The organism is Pseudomonas jinjuensis (assembly GCF_900103845.1).
Lineage (GTDB): Bacteria > Pseudomonadota > Gammaproteobacteria > Pseudomonadales > Pseudomonadaceae > Pseudomonas > Pseudomonas jinjuensis.
In genome coordinates, this window is the sequence record NZ_FNIJ01000012.1 from 130,132 (window position 1) to 146,350 (window position 16,219).

Below are 16,219 nucleotides of genomic sequence, written 5' to 3' on the forward strand. Positions count from 1 at the left end.
ACTTTCACAGGCCAACGCAGGGAGTCCGAATGCCCTTCTCCGCCACCTCGTCCCCGACCAGGGATCGCTGGCTGGATCTCGCGGAGATCCTCCACGAACTGGTCAGCCAGGGTCGCATCAGCCAGAACGATGCGGAGCAGTGCCTGGCGATCCGCCGCAGCGCGGTGAACAACCAGCAGCACCCGCTGGAGTTCCTCGCCGCGCAGCAGGTGGAAGACCGCCAGCACCCCGGCCGCACCCTGGACCTGGAAAGCCTGGTGCACTGGCTGGCCGACTATTCCGGCCAGCCCTACCTGCGCATCGACCCGCTGAAGATCGACGTCGCCGCGGTCACCCCGCTGATGTCCTACGCCTTCACCCAGCGCCACAAGATCCTCGCCGTGGCGGTCGCCCCGGACCACGTCACCATCGCCAGCGCGCAGCCCTTCGTGCACGGCTGGGAAAGCAACCTGACCCACGTGCTGAAGCGTCCGATCCGCCGCGTGGTGGCCAACCCGGTGGACATCCAGCGCTTCACCGTGGAGTTCTACCGGCTGGCCAAGTCGGTCAGCGGCGCCAGCTCCAGCGAGCAGAAGATCAGCGGCGTCGGCAACTTCGAGCAGCTGCTCAACCTCGGCGCCAGCGACCAGGAGCCGGATGCCAACGACGCGCACATCGTCACCATCGTCGACTGGCTGTTCCAGTACGCCTTCCAGCAGCGCGCCAGCGATATCCACATCGAGCCGCGCCGCGAACAGGGCACCGTGCGCTTCCGCATCGACGGCGTGCTGCACAACGTCTACCAGTTCCCGCCGCAGGTCACCATGGCGGTGGTCAGCCGCCTGAAGTCCCTGGGCCGGATGAACGTGGCGGAGAAGCGCAAGCCGCAGGACGGCCGGGTGAAGACCAAGACCCCGGACGGCACCGAGGTGGAACTGCGCCTGTCGACCCTGCCCACGGCCTTCGGCGAGAAGATGGTGATGCGCATCTTCGACCCGGAGGTGCTGCTGAAGAGCTTCGACCAGCTCGGCTTCTCGGCGGACGACCTGCGCCGCTGGCAGAGCATGACCAGCCAGCCCAACGGCATCATCCTGGTCACCGGCCCTACCGGCTCGGGCAAGACCACCACGCTGTACACCACGCTCAAGCAGCTGGCGACCCAGGAAGTGAACGTCTGCACCATCGAGGACCCGATCGAGATGATCGAGCCGGCGTTCAACCAGATGCAGGTGCAGCACAACATCGACCTGACCTTCGCCAGCGGCGTGCGCGCCCTGATGCGGCAGGACCCGGACATCATCATGGTCGGCGAGATCCGCGACCTGGAGACCGCCGAGATGGCTATCCAGGCGGCGCTCACCGGGCACCTGGTGCTCTCCACCCTGCACACCAACGACTCGCCCACCGCCATCGCCCGCCTGCTGGAACTCGGCGTGCCCTACTACCTGATCCGCGCCACGGTGCTCGGCGTCATGGCCCAGCGCCTGGTGCGCACCCTCTGCCCGCACTGCAAGGCGCCGACGACGCTGGACGAGACCGACTGGCAGGAGCTCACCCGCCCGTGGAACGCCCCGCTGCCCACCGCCGCGCACAAGGCGGTCGGCTGCCTGGAATGCCGCGACACCGGCTACCGCGGCCGCGCCGGGGTCTACGAGATCATGCTGCTGAGCGAGAACATCAAGCAGCTGATCGGCCCGGAAACCGACCTGGTCGCGCTGCGCCGCCAGGCCTTCAAGGAAGGCATGCGCAGCCTGCGCCTTTCCGGCGCACAGAAGATCGCCGCCGGGCAGACCACCATCGAGGAAGTGCTGCGGGTGACGCCGCAGAGCGAGCAGAAATAGGTCCCGCAGGGCGGCGTTCCTGTAGGAGCGCACCTGGGCGCGACCGGTCGCGGGCATGGCCCGCTCCTACAAGGTTTCGCAGGAGTGTCCGGGTAGGGCGCATAACGCGACAGCGTTATCCGCCATTCCTTCGGCGTGGCCTTATCGGCGGATGAAGCGTTCCGCTTCATTCGTCCTACACCAGCGATTGGTCATGGCGCGAAGACAACTGCTCCTACAGCGTCGCCGCTACGCTCATGAAAAAACCCGCCAATCGGCGGGTTCCCTCATTCAGGCAACGGTCAGTTCGGCAACGGCTGCGCCGGCGCCCGGCGGTAGGCCCAGACCATCAGCCCGATGCCGCCGAGGATCATCGGCACGCACAGCACCTGCCCCATGGTCAGCCAGCCCCAGGCCAGGTAGCCGAGCTGGGCGTCCGGCACGCGGACGAACTCGACGATGAAGCGGAAGATCCCGTAGCACAGTACGAACAGCCCGGAGACCGACGCCGTCGGCCGCGGCTTGCGGGTGAACAGCCAGAGGATGACGAACAGCGCCACGCCTTCCAGGGCGAACTGGTACAGCTGCGACGGATGCCGCGGCAGGTCGCCGCCGGTGGGGAAGACCATCGCCCAGGGCACGTCGGTCACCTTGCCCCACAGCTCGCCGTTGATGAAGTTGCCGATGCGCCCGGCGCCCAGGCCGATCGGCACCAGCGGGGCGATGAAGTCCATCAGTTGGAAGAAGCTCTTGTGGTGACGCCTGCCGAACCACAGGGTCGCCAGGATCACACCGATCAGGCCGCCGTGGAACGACATGCCACCCTTCCACACCTCGAGGATCAGCGTCGGATTGGCGATGTATTCCTCCAGGTTGTAGAACAGCACGTAGCCCAGCCGCCCGCCGACCACCACGCCGCAGGCCACCCAAAACACCAGATCGGAGAGCGTCTCCTTGGTCCAGCTCGGGTCGAACTGCTCGAGCTTGCGCGACGCCAGCAGCCAGGCGCCGCCGATGCCGATCAGGTACATCAGGCCGTACCAGTGGATTTGCAGCGGCCCGAGGGAAATCGCGACCGGGTCTATCTGCGGATAAGGCAGCATCCTTTTCTCCTACCAACTCAAATCAGGAAACTCAGGCCAATGCAGAACAGCAGCAAGGCGAACAGGCGCTTCAGCACCTTCGGCGGCAGGCGGTGGGCCAGGCGCGCACCGAAGCGGGCGAAGATCATGCTGGTGGCGGCGATACCGACCAGCGCCGGCAGGTAGACGAAACCGAAGCTCAGCTCCGGCAGCTGCGCGTTGTGCCAGCCGACGGCGATGAACGATAGCGCACCGGCGATGGCGATCGGTAACCCGCAGGCCGCCGAAGTCGCAACCGCTTGTTGCATGGGCACGCCTCGCCAGGAGAGGAACGGCACGGTCAGCGAACCGCCGCCGATGCCGAAGATCGCCGAAGCCCAGCCGACCACGCCACCGGCGAGACCGAGGCCGGTCCTGCCGGGCAGGGTGCCGGCGGCCCTGGGCTGCAGCCCGAAGGTCATCTGGATCGAGACCAGGATGGCGAAGGTGCCGATGATCTTCTGCAGGATCGGCCCCTGGATCTTCGCCGCGGTCACCGCGCCAAGGGCGCTGCCGACGAGGATGCCAACGGTCATCCAGAGGAACACCGGCCAGCGCACGGCGCCGCGGCGATGGTGTTCGATGATCGAGTTGACCGAGGTGAAGACGATGGTCGCCAGCGAAGTGCCCACCGCCATCTGCGTCAGCACTTCGACCGGGAAGCCATGGGCGGTGAAGCTGTACACCAGCACCGGCACGATGATCAGGCCGCCACCGACGCCGAACAGCCCGGCAAGCACGCCGGCGCAGGCGCCCAGCACTAGATAGAGTACGAACTCCATGGTTCCGCCTTATTGGGAAAAACCGCCATGGTACCCAAAACGAACGGTAGACGGCAGGCGCTGCACCGACGACCGACTACTCGCGCGACCGGTTCCAGACCAGCCAGGGCTTTACCACCTCACCCAGTTGGGCCTGTGGCACGGCACCGAAGTAGCGGCCATCGAAGGACAGCCGGCTGTAATCGGAAAGCATCAGCACCTCTCCGCTCGCCAACTGGAAGCGCGGCGGCTGCGGATGCGGCATGCGCCGCCCGCGCGGGTCCCGCTGCAACGGCTGGCTGCGCTGCTGGAGCCGGCCATTGATGCTGACGCCCTCCGGGGCGATGAGCACATCGTCCCCGGCTACCGCGACCAGGCGCTTGAGCATACGCATGTAGCCGCCCGGGCAGGTTCCGCTGCTCAGGTAGCCGCGCTCGCGGGCCAGGCGGAAGACTTCCTGCCGTGGCGGGCAGAACAGCATCAGGTCGCCCTTTTCCGGCGCCTTGTCGACCACCCAGTAGATGCCTGGCGGAAAGCTGCTGGTGGTGTTGATCCGGGCTCCGGCCAACAACAACAGCGGCAAGGCGCAGAAGGCCAGGATCGCCAGCGCCGCGACCAGGCTCAACGGTCGCCTCATGCGGATGCCGTCGTTCCGCACAGATCGATTGTGCGATCGCTTTCACGCGGCGCCGGCACCTTGGCCCGCGCCAGGAACACCGGGTCCTGGAAATACAGCGGCTGCTTGCCGTAGAAGGCCGGATAACCGGCGCAGTACACCACCATGTCGCCAGCTTCCTGAATGTTGCCCTGGCTGTCCTTGCGCGGGCCGGGCATGCGCAGGGCCTCGTCGGTGGTCAACAGCGGCCGCTGCACTTCCTGGATGGTGCGCGACACCTGGCCGAGCAGCGCGCTGGAACGCCGCCCACTGGTGGTGATCTGCTCCTTGACGATAGTGGTCTGGCCAGTGAGCTTGGACAGGTGCTCCGCCGTCTCGACCCGGTTCGGCGGATAGGCGTTCTGGATATGGCAGTTGGAGGTGATGCTCTCGTTCTGCCCGTAGAACTCCTGCAGCTGCGACAGGTCCTGGATGATGAGATAGCACTTGATGCCGTAGCCGGCCACGAAGGCCAGCGACTCCTGCATGATGTCAAGCTTGCCGAGGCTGGGGAACTCGTCGAGCATCATCAGCAGGCGGTGCTTGTAGTGCGCCTTGGGCCGGCCATCCTCGAAGTCCATCTTGTCCGCCAGCAGGCGCACGATCATGTTCACCAGGATGCGCACCAGCGGGCGCAGGCGTGCCTTGTCGTTGGGCTGGGTGATGATGTACAGGCTCAGCGGATCGTCGTGGTTCATCAAGTCGCGGATCTTGAACTCCGAGCGGCTGACGTTGCGCGCCACGATCGGGTCGCGGAACAACGACAGGTAGGACTTGGCGGTGGACAGCACCGAGCCGGCCTCCTCCACCGGCCGGTCGAGCATGTCCCGCGCGGCGGAGCCCACCAGCGGGTGGTTCTCGCCATTGAGGTGCCCGTAGAGGGTCATCTCCTGCCAGAGCTCGCTGATCGGCCGCGAGGGGTCTGCCAGCATGGCATCCAGCGCAGGCAGGCTGGCCACGCCGCCCTCGTCCAGCGAGCGATAGCACAGGTGCAGGATGCAGCCGACCAGCATGGCCTGGGAGGTCTTCTGCCAGTGGTCGTTGAGGCCCTTGCCGTCCGGATCGACGATCAGCATCGCCAGGTTCTGCACGTCGCCAACCTCGAACTCGGTGCCCAGGCGGATTTCCTCCAGCGGATTCCAGCCCACGCAGCCGTGGGCGGTGGCCGGCTCGAAGCGCAGCACGCGGTTGCCGGCGTGCTGCTGCCGCCAGCCGGCGGTCAACGCCCACAGCTCGCCCTTGAGGTCGGTGATCACAGCGCTGTGCTTCCACGACAGCAGGGTCGGGATCACTAGGCCGACGCCCTTGCCGCTACGCGTGGGCGCGAAGGTCAGAATATGTTCCGGGCCGTTGTGGCGCAGGTAGTGAAGCTTGTTGCGCTTGTCCATCCAGGCGCCGACATAAACGCCCTCGTCTGCCAGCAGGCCGGCGTTTTCGATGTCCTTGCGCTCACCCCAACGCGCCGAACCGTGGAGAAATGCATTGGCAGAGGCGGTGTTGCGCTGGATCAGGCGGATCACCACCAGCGCCATCATGCCCGCCCCCGTTACCAGCACGCCGAGGGAGCCGGCGCGCATCAGCGCGTCCTGATACCGATCGGCCCATTTGCTCGCCCAGACCAGGATCATCCAGGGCGCGTAGACGCCGCCCAGGTTGGCGCCCAGTGCTGAATGCTGGTCATACAGGTAAGCAAAGTACTGCGTGGCTGTCGCGAGCCCTGCCAGCAGGAAAAAGATCGCCAGCAAGGCCTGCCAGGGACTCGCGCCACTGCGCTTGCCCCCGCGGATCTGCGGGCCGACAGCGTTGTTGTGCTTAATGGGTTCGCTCCGTGAACGAAGGTGGAATAGGGATTTCAGGGCGAGGACGTGCGCGAACGCCCAGCCTCATTGGCCTGGGTGCGTCGCTGCGACTCCGTCAGCGTCCGTTCGGCCTGGCGCTGCAGGCTCCACTGCTCCGCCAGCTCCGGCTGCTCAGCACGCAATCGGCGAGCCGCCAGTTCCTCCAGGCGCGGGGCGTACAGCCCCATGCCGTGGTGCAGGTCCTGCACACGATCCAGTCGGCCCTGCAGTTCCAGCAGACGAGCCTGGCAACGCTCATTGCGCTGCTGCCAGGCAGCGCGGGTGGAAGGCATGGCCAGCCAGCCGGGCCGCGCCGACAGGCTCTGCTGCAACTGGGCCTGTTGGCGCTCCACCAGGGTTTCCAGACGCAGCTCCAGAGTCTGGGCCTGTTCCACCTTCTGCTCAACATACTCGCCCAATGCCTGGTTGTAGCGTGCCTGCAGCGGGCTACCCTCGAGCAGCGCGGTCTGCTCGCTGGCCAGCGCCTGAGCCTGGGCCTCCAGCGCTTGACCGTCATCGCCAGGTGGCGCCTTTGTCTTCGAGGGATCATCCATGGAGTCGTGCTTCATATCAGGAAGAGGTAGCCAGCCTTGGCCATCGGAATGCGGATCAACCAGAGCGCCAGCAGGTGCAGCGGGTAATAGACGTAGAACAGCCAGCGCCAGCGCGGTACCGTCGGGGTGACGCGGGTGGCGGCCAGCACCAGCGGCAAGGCGGCGAACGCCCAGGCATTACCGTTGAGCGGGCAGAGCGCCGCGAGCGACAAGAGAATGCCCGCCGCCGGCGCCAGACCGGGACGCCGAACGTACCAACCGACGCTCAACCCCAGCAGCACGGCCGGCCACCAGAACTCGACACAGGTCCCGCCGAGGATGACCACCGCCGCCACGACGCCCCAGTAGAGCGACCGGCCGGCCGCTGCACGCTCGCAGGCCGCGGTCGCCAGGGTGATCACCAACAGCGTGAAGAGGATGTTCAGCGGATACCAACCCTTCAGCAGCCCGCCCAGGGCAATGAACGGCGGCGTCGCCAGTACCCCGAACAGAGCCAGGCGCAACGCGGTACGGCGGTAGGCACCCCTCGCCCCTGCGCCTCGGCGAGCCAGGTTGCAGGCCAGTACGACCACGAAAAGCGGCATGGCCACGCGCCCGGTCTCGAACAGCAGCGGCAGGGTTTCGTTGAACAGGTACTTGTTCAGGTGGTCGCCGGTCATCAGCAGCAACGCCAGCCACTTCAGGGCCTCCAGCGCACCATCTGCAAGCCGCAACCGGGGCAGCCAGCGGCCTGCCCCGGTTGCGGCCAATGCCGTGGAGGCCGGCAGAGCATCCCTGATCATCGGCGCATGGCCTTGCTCAGGCCGGCGTCCTGCTCCAGTTTCGGCGCCAGGTTGCGCGCCAGGTCATCGATGCCCTTGTCGTGAACGATCGCGGTGCTCTTGCCCACCTGGTAGGTGCGGTTCGGATCGCAGTCGCGGCGGTCGTGGATGACGAATTCGCTGGTCTGGCCGACCTTCTGCAGGATGTGGTGATCATCCATCGCCACCACCAGGCCGCTGACGGTCCTGCGTCCGCCCTGGGAGGCTTCACCCACGGTGGCAGAGGGCGTGTGTGATCGGACCTTTTCCTCCATGGCCTTGAAGGAGTCACTGCGTTGTTGGGCGTGCGGGTCTGCTTGCTGATTGGGCCTGGTGTTTTGCGGTAGGGGTACCGCTTGCAGGTTCAAGCCTTCGATGTATTGGCTGTCGGGTCGGGAAGAGGTCAGAGAGCTTTCGAGCTCTCGGCCCTGATCGAGCGCGGAGGCTTGCTGCAATTCTTTCAGCGCAGCGTCGTAGTCATCCTGCTTAATGGACTCTTCGACCGTATTCCGATCGTAGCGACCAAAGAACTCAGCAACGCCATCCTTGAGCTTCCCTGCAGTCTGGGCAAACCAATCGCCAACCGCTTCAACACCGCGCTGTACCTTGCTCTTACTCAGCGAGTCATCGTTCTCGAAGATGACACCCCGTCCATTGGCCTCCTGCTCGAACGGGCGGTTCTGCCGAGCAAAGACGTTGAGCGTGCCCTTTTGCATCGGGAAGGGCGTGTTGTCCACCACCTGATAGGCGCCGTCAGCGCTGCGGGTGAAGGCCTCATTGCCGGCCTTGATGCGCGAGTCGATCAGCGCCTCGTGGACCTTTTCCGTGCTCTTGATCAGCTCGTTGTACTGCTCGACGCGCTGCACGTCCTCCTGCCGCATCGGCTGCAATTCGATGCCGGCAGCCTGCAAGCGGTCGTACATCACGGCCAATGGCCCCGCCGCCAGTACATCGTTGCGGTAGCCGCCTCCTACCTGGGAGTGTGCCCCGGCGAAGCGTAGTTCCTCGATGCGCGAATTGTCGTCGTTGCGCAGCGCGCTGGTGAGGCGGAAGGTGTCGCGGTACTCGTTCATCGCCACCAGGTGAGTGGTGGAATCGATGTTCTTGCCGATGGCCAGGTCCTTGCCCAGGTGCACATCGGAATAGGCGTTGCCGAAGGAAGCCACGGTATCGAATATGCCCAACTTGTTCACATGGGCCCGGCCCGGCGGAATCAGATAGTCCCCAGTTGCACGGCCCTGGGCATCGAGCTTGGGCACACCGCGTTCGATGAACTCGTTGGCCAACGCGCGGGCCTGCGCCGCGCCACGGCTGAAGCCGACGATATTCACGTCGACTTTCTGGTCTGGATACTTGTTGTGGAAGGCCACGATGGCGTCATAGGCCTGGTCGATACGCTCCTGCCCGCCCAGCCCGGTACCACCTTCCAGCACGGAACGCGGAGTAATGCCGGCCTGGCTGCCAACTCCGTCGAAATAGACCTTCTCCGATTGGCCGGAGCGCTCATGGGCATCGTACTGCTGCGGCACATGACCCGAATTGAGCGCCAGGTTGGTGCCCTTAGCGGTGTCCAGCTCATAAAGCCGGGCGACGTTGGTCTGCGTACCTTCGGGTGTATTCAGGTCCTTGTTGTTGCCGGTGCCGTCGAAATACACCGTGAAACGCAGTGCATCGCTCATTGCATGTCCCTATGAAGCGGGCCCATCCATTGATGGGGCAACCTGCGAGAGAGCCCCTACAGGTAGAGGTCAGGAGCCTGGTTTGTTCAGGGCCACGATCAGGTCATAAACACCATTCCCTGCGGCCCTACCAAAATCGCCATAAAATTCGCGCCCCTTATGAAGTAGTGGCGATCCTCTCAGCGACTCGGCCGCCCCCTTTATGGCAAGCCCACCAAAGTGCTCCCCCATACGATCAACACTGCGCGTCCGCGCAGCAGGATCATCGTAGGGCTTTTGATACCAACTGGAAATCTGGTATTCGGCGCCCTCCTCCTCGAACTTGGCGTTGAGATGGGATGCCAGCGCGATCAGCGTTTCCCGGGTCAGCGTAGGGTCCACGTCGTTGGCCTTGAGGAAGGCCTCCACGCGTACGGCGGCGGCGGCGATCAGATCGCCGTGGGTGTAACCGGGCATGGGCGGAAACACACCATCAGGCAGCTTCATGCCAGGGGTGTAGGGTTGGTAATGGCCTTGTTTGTCTTTCATGGAAAACTCCTGGGCGTGAAGCGGAGAAGAAGTGGAAGGCAGGAGCACACAGGCTCCCAGCACGAGGGGTATCAGCGAGCTCAGGCGCAGCCGCGCCCGGAAGCCCCCGAGGCGGCGCAAGGCCGTATCGGCGAAAGGTGCGTTGGCACCGGCGGTTGAGTGGTTCAATCGATCTCTCCCTGCAGCCGCCTCATGGCGGGTCCCTGATTCATTTCGCTCCCCACCAGCAGGCGCCGGGGTACATAAGCGGACGCCGGCACCGACGCTGGAGTGACATCCCGCGGCGAGCGAGCCGCCTTCATCTGCGGTTTTGCCTCGGCAGTGGCCGCAGGGGTTCCAGTCGATGCGCCGGAGAATACCGAATGCTGTGCGACCTGCTGTGTGGCGAAACGCTCATCCAGCCAGTCGGCCCAATAGGCCGCACCGCGCATGATCAGCTGACGGTAGCGCGCATTGATCGCCGGTGTGCGCGAGTGGTAATTGGCGACCCGTGTCCACAGGTCTCCACTGTCGTTGCGCACATGGCCGCGGATGCGCCAAGCGGCCAGGTCATAGGAATAGCAGCCACCCTTTTCCACATCCTCGGGGGTGATGCCATAGCGCGACAGCTCACGCAGGTATGCGGTATTGAACTGCATGGGGCCCACGTCGTAGGTGCCATTGCTGTTGCGCACCCACTGCCCCGGCTTGCCGCTCTCCTGGCCGGACACCGCCAGTACGATGTTCACCGGCAACTCATACTTCACCGCCGCCATGATCGAACAGGCGACCGGCTCGCTCAGGGCGGGTGGCGGAACGTCAGCAATGAACGGCATCGCGGCGCGCCTCAGATGACCTTGCCGAACTTGTTGTTAATCGCCTTGGTCGCACCCGGGTCGGCCGTCGGACAACTATCAAGGAAGGACTGGCGCGCATCCGCGGTCTGGCTCAGTTTGATCTTGCCCTTCTTCCGCTTGACGATGTCGAAGTAGTCGGCGACTGGGCCGTCGCAGTTCTCCACCGTACCGGCGCCCTTGAGCTTGCCCCACATACACAGCACGGTGGCGCACGGGTCCTTGGCCTGGGCCGGCAGGGCGATGGCAAAACTGGCGGCCAGCACGGCTGCCGGAAGAATCCTGGCGATAGTCATGAGCACTCCTTGTTCAACTGTTTTCCTGTTTGCTGTCGCGATAGGCCGCCACTTCGGAGGCCGGGTCGAAATTGCGGCTGGACGAGCCAGTGTCCAGGTTCGAATTCTTGTTGCTGGAGCCGGGATTGGAGATTTCCGCGGCAAGCCGCCCGCCCATCGATTGATCGATGCGCGATTGCGCCATGCGCCCCATGCCGGAGACCAGGTTGCCCCCCATGTCCAGGGCGATACGCCCGGCGGTTCCCATCTTGCTGGAGGAGCCACTTCCACCACTGCCACCGGAGCCTCCCCTGGCCTGACCATCGCCTGCGCCGTCGGCTGCTCCTTGGCCACCACCACCGGCGCTCGTGCCGCCGGCCTCGGTCGATATACCTCCGCCATCGGCATCGGCTGCTTGAGCCATGGCACCAGCGCCGCCGCCCGAGGCGCCAGAGCCTCCCGAACCACCGCCAGATTCTTCCCCTCCAGCGGAAGCCATGGATGAGGCCGCAGAACCACCGCCCAGGCCACCGGACGGCGCAGACGCCAAGCCCATGGCGCCACCCAGGGGGCTCGCACCGCCGCCACCGCCACCGCCACCGCCACCAAGCATGCCAGCCATTCGAGAAGCGATATCCGCTCCCGCTGCGACGTTGGACTGGGCGCCTTTGAATGCTGAATACAAGGATTGAGCGCCGCCGGCCAGGTTGGCCGCCAGGGATGCACCGCCGTTGGCCGCCAGGGATGCACCGCCGGACGCAACGGCACCGGCGACGGATGCGGCGGTGGAGGCTGCACCAATAGCAGCGCCAGCCACAGCCCCTGCGCTGAACGACCCCGTGGCCGAGGCAGCCCCACTGCCGCCAGGGATCAGGCCAGCGATGACGTTGGGCAGGGAGTGGATGAGTAGCGCGAGAACGAATGCCACCACGCAGGGGACCAAGAGCTGCTCGACCGTGGCGCCGTCCTGGATCTTCTTCAGATGGTTGTCCAGGACTGACGTGGCGATACCAATCATCAGGGTCATGGTCATCAGCTTGAGGGCAAGGCCTGCGACGTTCCGGAAGTAGCCTATGGCGATATCGGAAGTCCAGCGAGAGCCTCCGAAACCAAGGACGAACATCCCGGCGTAAGCCATGATCCACGCGCTCACCAAAGCCATCAGGACATTGGCGGCGACAGTCGCCAGGCATAGCAGAATAACCAGACTGACAATAACGACGGATAGGCTATCGGCGGGCTTGAAAACGCTGACGCTCTTGTATGCCCTAGCGACGATGTCGAAGCCTATGTCGATTGGCGTTGAGGGGCTTAACTCCTTCAGGCCTCCTGCCTTAGCGCCGATCTGCCGCATGGAGTTGATGATGTCCATGGCGTATTCAGGGCCGTGGCGTAGTAGCCACAGGTAGAACCCGGTGAAGATGGAAAAGCGGATGAACTCGGCGAAGAATTCGCCGATATCCGCTTTTCGCAGGGCCATGAAGCCGAAGGTCCAGACCAGCGAGATGGTCGCTAGCGTCCAAAACAACCATGTCGCATAGGCTGATATGACGCTTGCCCATTTAGCGGAGGCATTCAAGAAGTCATCGCTAACGTCGTTAAGTATTCCCCCGGTTTCTGCGGCTGCTGTCTGCGACAACAGCAGTACACTCACGAGGATAGCTAGCTGGAGAGGGGCTCTCATAATCTAAAGCCCTCGTCCTTACTGCCAGAAATCCTTTGAGCAATGAAGAAAGTCGTGAGGATGCGCATCATGGCTAGTACCCCTTACTCTTGCTGCGGTCAGGCGGGGTGACGTGCCAGAAATTCTTTGAGCGCTGTTCTTGTTCTTTGGCCTTCTGTTCGGATTCGGAGTCCCAGCAGCCGCTCAGCAGCAGGGCTGTGGCAATGAGAAAAGTGGAGAGGATGCGCATCATGGCTAGTACCCCTTACTCTTGCTGCGGTCGGGGGGAGAGATCTTCCAGAACCGATCACTAGCGGCTTGTTCCATGGCTTCTTTGTCAGCATCAGCCTGCATCTTGGTGGCGAGTGCGTTCTGCTGGGTCATCAGCAGCGAGCGAATCTGAAGCAACTGGTTGGCCTGTTGGCTGGCCAGTTGGTTGGCATAGCTGATGGCCTCCATCTGGCCCTTGGCGCCCTGGGCGTTGTACTGGAGGTCCTGGAGGGTCGATGCATCGCGCTTGAGGTTGCGTTGTTGCTCATCGAGCCCCCGGAATACGGCATCGTTGGCCTTCTTCTGGCTCTCGCTGGCCAACTCCTGGTTTTTCTCCAGAGCGGCACGCTCAGTGTCCGAGCAACCCGCCGAGGTGAAACAGGGGCTGTTCTTGTAGTAATCCAGATCCTGGAACTGCTCCAGGTAGCTGTCGAGGCTACCGAGCTGCTGCTTGTAGTACGCCAGCGTGTCGGTTGCCTGGGCCAGCTTGTTGATGGTGTCCTGGGCCTGATCCCAGATATACGAGGCTGGCGCCATGGTGTTCTGCAACTGGTTTTCGTATTGCTCAAGTTGCGTCTGGTACTGCTCGATCTGCTTGGCTGTCTGCGCCACCGATTCCAGGGCGGTCATGACATTCTGTGTGAGATTGCCGCCGTCGATAACGGGAATGCCGGCGTGGGCCTGAAAAGTGAATATGAAACCGCCCACTAGCGGAATGGCGGTCTTCAACAAACGCGCGGGTCTCATGCTGTTCTCCTTGATTTCATAAGACATCGAGCAAGCCATGGCATTGCCCTTGTTCAGAAGCCCTTGCTCTTGCTGAGATCGACCGGCTGGCGATGAGCTTCATGGCGTAAATCCCTTGCTTTTGCTGAGGTCTGGCTCTTCACCCATGTCCAAGAACTTTTTTGAGTGTTCAGCCTGTGCCTTAGCTTTCTGTTCAGCCTCGGAATCCCAGCAGCCGCTGAGCAGCAGCGAAATGACGGCGGCAAGAATCGCGGTAGTGGCAGTGCACTTCATAGTCAGTACCCCTTGTCTTTGCTCCGATCGGTCGGGCCGCCCATATCCCAGAAGTCCTTGGAGTGCTGCTCTTGCTCCTTGGCCTTCTGCTCAGCCTCGGAGCCCCAGCAGCCGCTGAGCAACAGGGCAATGGCGGTGGTAAAACGGTGGCGCTGACGGTGCGCTTCATGGCGTGAATCCTTTGTCTTTGCTGCGGTCGGTCAGGCCACCCATATCCCAGAATTTTTTGGAACTCTCAGCCTGTTCCTTGGCCTTCTACTCGACCTCGGAGTCCCAGCAGCCGCTAAGCAGCAGGGGAATGACGGTGGCGAGAATGGCGACGCTAACGATGTGCTTCATGGCTTAAACCCTTCGTCTTTGCTGCGATCCGGCGGGGTGATATTCCAGAAACTCTCGCTGGCGGCCTGCTGTTGCTGTTCCTTGGCCTTCTTTTCAGCTTTGGGCTCCCAACAACCGGCAAGCAGCAATGTGCCCACCGTAACGACGACGAAGGTCCCAATGGCGCGTTTCATGGGGTATCTCCTGGCCTGGGTGACATGGTGAGTTCCATGCTGTCCTCCTTGTCTCAGTAGTCGAACGACTGGTAGGGCTTCGAGAACGTCATGTCCTTGGTGACCATCACGTTGAAGCGATAGCCCGGACGGATTTCGATGGTCGGGGCGATGTTGAGGTTCTTCGCGATCATGTGCGCGGTCACCTGGCCCAGCTGCTGGCCGAGCGCTTCGCTCATGGCGCTGCTGGCGGTGGTGCGGTCGTTGTCGCCGTTTTCGTTGCGGTCCTGGCTGAGGCTGATGCCGGCGACGATGCCGGACATCAGGAAGGCCGAACCGAAGATGCGCAGGTAGTGGTTGTTGACCTTGTCGTTCAGGCCCGAATAGCCGGCGCTGTCGGAACCGCGCATGGAGCCGATGTCCATCGCCTTGCCATCGGGGAAGACTATGCGCTGCCAGGCCACCAGCACCCGCGACTGCCCGTAGGCCACATCGCTGGAATAGGAGCCGACCAGGCGCGAGCCCTGCGGCAGCAACAGATGCTTGCCGGTGGGCGTGTCGTACACGCCCTGCGAGACCTGGGCGATAATCTGCCCGGGCAGCTCGGAGTTGATGCCCGAAATCAGCGTGGCGGGAATCACGAAGCCGGCGCGCAACTCATAGGGGAAGCGCGGCGCTTCGATGCTGGAGTCCAGCCGCCAGCGGTCTTCGGCACCCTGGTTGCCGAACTGGTTGTAGTCCTTGCCGGTGCTCCCGGCCGTCTGCACCAGGAAGGGCGATTCGCTCTCCGTACCACCACCCATGCCGCCACTACCGCCGATACCGGCGGCGCGCAACTCGGCCAGCCGCGCCTTGTAGGCCGCGGTCGGGTCGCTGTGGGATTGCTCCTGCAGACGCTGGCGGGCCGCTGCGATGCGGGCCAAGGCGTCCTGCTGGCTAAGCGGCGCCCCGGCCGATGCGCTGGAGCCCGAGCTCGAGCCACGGCTACGAGGCGCATCGACCTGAACGGTGCTGCGTGCGCGAACGGCTTCCTGGAACTGCTGCATCTTCACTCGGCGAATGCGCTCCAGCTCGTCGGCGTCGACATTAGGCGGCAGTTCGCGCGGTGGTAGCGGAGGTGCATCGAGGTTGGTGGGCCGCACTATCTGCAGGCCCGCCGGTTGCTGCGTCGACGTCTCATCCAACGTTGGCATGGCCGGCGGTTCAGCCTTACTGGGAATGATGCCGTCCTGGTCAATACCCTTGATCTGCTGAGCGAACAGGCTGCTGTTGCCGGCCTTCTCCGCATCTTTCTCCACTGGCTGGTTCTCCTGCTCGGCGCGGTCGGCGGCAACCAGCAGCATGATCAGCAGGAAGACCATGGCGGCGGCACCGATGATGTACATTGGCCAGTTGTTGACCCGGCGCACGCCGCTGTTGCGATTGAGCGTGCCGGGCGATGCGTCCGGGGACATTGCGTCGTTGTGGCTACTGGTCATCGCTCGTCACTCCTTGCGCACCCAGACGCCGGCCGCCTGCAGCCGGTCGTTCTGTACCGCGTAGGCGCGGCTGAGGGATTCGCGCCCCACCAGCAGGGTGATTCGGTAGAGGTTGCTGTCCATGGGCGCGTCGACGATGTAGTTGACCAGCAGGGGCGAAGCCGTCGTGTTGGCTGGCTTGTCCGCGGCCCGGGCCTGGGGATTGAATTCCCGCACCGAATAGCCCGAGGCCCGCAGCGAGCGCACCAGGGCGATGCCATAGCCGTCGGTGGCCTCCTGGCCCATCTGCAGACGCGTGCTGGCTGGCGGATACAAAGTGGCCAACTGGCGAGCGGTGGCGCTCGCCATCTGCTGGTTGATCGCCGGTGTGCTGTGCTCGGCGAAGTTGCCGTAGGGGCTGTTTGCGCAGGCGGCCAGCCAGGCGCAGACGAAGAGAGCGATCCATGCGCGCATC

Annotated in this window: 18 protein-coding genes; 1 reads left to right on the forward strand and 17 read right to left on the reverse strand. The window is 63.9% G+C overall.

What is annotated here, in order from left to right:
* Positions 1 to 29 precede the first annotated feature (29 nt).
* The gene (gene tfpB / locus BLR75_RS17705) at positions 30 to 1,820 is read left to right on the forward strand and encodes a type IV pilus assembly ATPase TfpB (RefSeq protein ID WP_084311665.1); all 1,791 of its coding nucleotides are present in this window, start codon (positions 30 to 32) and stop codon (positions 1,818 to 1,820) included.
* A gap of 281 nt (positions 1,821 to 2,101) precedes the next feature.
* Here tfpB and lgt read toward each other — a convergent pair whose 3' ends face one another.
* The 17 genes from lgt to BLR75_RS17775 all read right to left on the reverse strand — a co-directional run bounded on the left by lgt (position 2,102) and on the right by BLR75_RS17775 (position 16,218).
* The gene (lgt, locus tag BLR75_RS17710) at positions 2,102 to 2,902 is read right to left on the reverse strand and encodes a prolipoprotein diacylglyceryl transferase (protein WP_084311664.1); all 801 of its coding nucleotides are present in this window, start codon (positions 2,900 to 2,902) and stop codon (positions 2,102 to 2,104) included.
* Between the two features lie 17 nt (positions 2,903 to 2,919).
* Complete coding sequence (locus BLR75_RS17715) at positions 2,920 to 3,702, reverse strand: sulfite exporter TauE/SafE family protein (RefSeq protein WP_084311663.1); 783 nt, start codon at positions 3,700 to 3,702, stop codon at positions 2,920 to 2,922.
* 76 nt (positions 3,703 to 3,778) lie between these two features.
* A complete protein-coding gene (gene traF / locus BLR75_RS17720) occupies positions 3,779 to 4,318 on the reverse strand; it encodes a conjugative transfer signal peptidase TraF (RefSeq protein WP_090416114.1) in 540 nt (179 codons plus the stop codon).
* Entirely contained in the window at positions 4,315 to 6,192 is a 1,878-nt protein-coding gene (locus BLR75_RS17725) for a type IV secretory system conjugative DNA transfer family protein (protein WP_425439024.1), read from the reverse strand. Before BLR75_RS17725 ends, traF begins: the two co-directional genes overlap by 4 nt.
* Positions 6,189 to 6,728, reverse strand: coding sequence for an IncP plasmid survival protein KfrC family protein (locus BLR75_RS17730; RefSeq protein ID WP_084311660.1), 540 nt, complete (start codon positions 6,726 to 6,728; stop codon positions 6,189 to 6,191). The genes BLR75_RS17725 and BLR75_RS17730 overlap by 4 nt, the downstream gene beginning before the upstream one ends.
* A gap of 11 nt (positions 6,729 to 6,739) precedes the next feature.
* Positions 6,740 to 7,510 (reverse strand): TraX family protein, encoded by a 771-nt coding sequence (locus tag BLR75_RS17735; RefSeq protein ID WP_084311659.1) that lies wholly within the window; start codon positions 7,508 to 7,510, stop codon positions 6,740 to 6,742.
* Entirely contained in the window at positions 7,507 to 9,207 is a 1,701-nt protein-coding gene (locus tag BLR75_RS17740) for a phospholipase effector Tle1 domain-containing protein (protein ID WP_084311658.1), read from the reverse strand. Before BLR75_RS17740 ends, BLR75_RS17735 begins: the two co-directional genes overlap by 4 nt.
* A gap of 69 nt (positions 9,208 to 9,276) precedes the next feature.
* The gene (locus BLR75_RS17745; RefSeq protein ID WP_084311657.1) at positions 9,277 to 9,735 is read right to left on the reverse strand and encodes a hypothetical protein; all 459 of its coding nucleotides are present in this window, start codon (positions 9,733 to 9,735) and stop codon (positions 9,277 to 9,279) included.
* 164 nt (positions 9,736 to 9,899) lie between these two features.
* On the reverse strand, positions 9,900 to 10,550 hold the full coding sequence (locus BLR75_RS17750) for a lysozyme family protein (RefSeq protein ID WP_084311656.1): 651 nt from the start codon (positions 10,548 to 10,550) through the stop codon (positions 9,900 to 9,902).
* Positions 10,551 to 10,561: 11 nt separating this feature from the next.
* Complete coding sequence (locus BLR75_RS17755) at positions 10,562 to 10,864, reverse strand: TrbM/KikA/MpfK family conjugal transfer protein (RefSeq protein WP_084311655.1); 303 nt, start codon at positions 10,862 to 10,864, stop codon at positions 10,562 to 10,564.
* Positions 10,865 to 10,877: 13 nt separating this feature from the next.
* Positions 10,878 to 12,497: a P-type conjugative transfer protein TrbL gene (trbL, locus tag BLR75_RS17760; protein ID WP_169720248.1), complete on the reverse strand. Its 1,620-nt coding sequence runs from the start codon at positions 12,495 to 12,497 to the stop codon at positions 10,878 to 10,880.
* A 103-nt stretch (positions 12,498 to 12,600) separates the two neighbouring features.
* Positions 12,601 to 12,759, reverse strand: coding sequence for a hypothetical protein (locus BLR75_RS26770; RefSeq protein ID WP_169720247.1), 159 nt, complete (start codon positions 12,757 to 12,759; stop codon positions 12,601 to 12,603).
* Between the two features lie 2 nt (positions 12,760 to 12,761).
* On the reverse strand, positions 12,762 to 13,523 hold the full coding sequence (trbJ, locus tag BLR75_RS17765; RefSeq protein WP_084311763.1) for a P-type conjugative transfer protein TrbJ: 762 nt from the start codon (positions 13,521 to 13,523) through the stop codon (positions 12,762 to 12,764).
* Between the two features lie 99 nt (positions 13,524 to 13,622).
* Positions 13,623 to 13,796: a hypothetical protein gene (locus BLR75_RS26775; RefSeq protein ID WP_169720246.1), complete on the reverse strand. Its 174-nt coding sequence runs from the start codon at positions 13,794 to 13,796 to the stop codon at positions 13,623 to 13,625.
* A gap of 335 nt (positions 13,797 to 14,131) precedes the next feature.
* On the reverse strand, positions 14,132 to 14,308 hold the full coding sequence (locus BLR75_RS26780) for a hypothetical protein (protein WP_169720245.1): 177 nt from the start codon (positions 14,306 to 14,308) through the stop codon (positions 14,132 to 14,134).
* Between the two features lie 53 nt (positions 14,309 to 14,361).
* The gene (locus tag BLR75_RS17770) at positions 14,362 to 15,765 is read right to left on the reverse strand and encodes a TrbI/VirB10 family protein (protein ID WP_084311653.1); all 1,404 of its coding nucleotides are present in this window, start codon (positions 15,763 to 15,765) and stop codon (positions 14,362 to 14,364) included.
* Positions 15,766 to 15,771: 6 nt separating this feature from the next.
* Positions 15,772 to 16,218: a hypothetical protein gene (locus BLR75_RS17775; RefSeq protein ID WP_084311652.1), complete on the reverse strand. Its 447-nt coding sequence runs from the start codon at positions 16,216 to 16,218 to the stop codon at positions 15,772 to 15,774.
* Position 16,219: the final 1 nt, after the last annotated feature.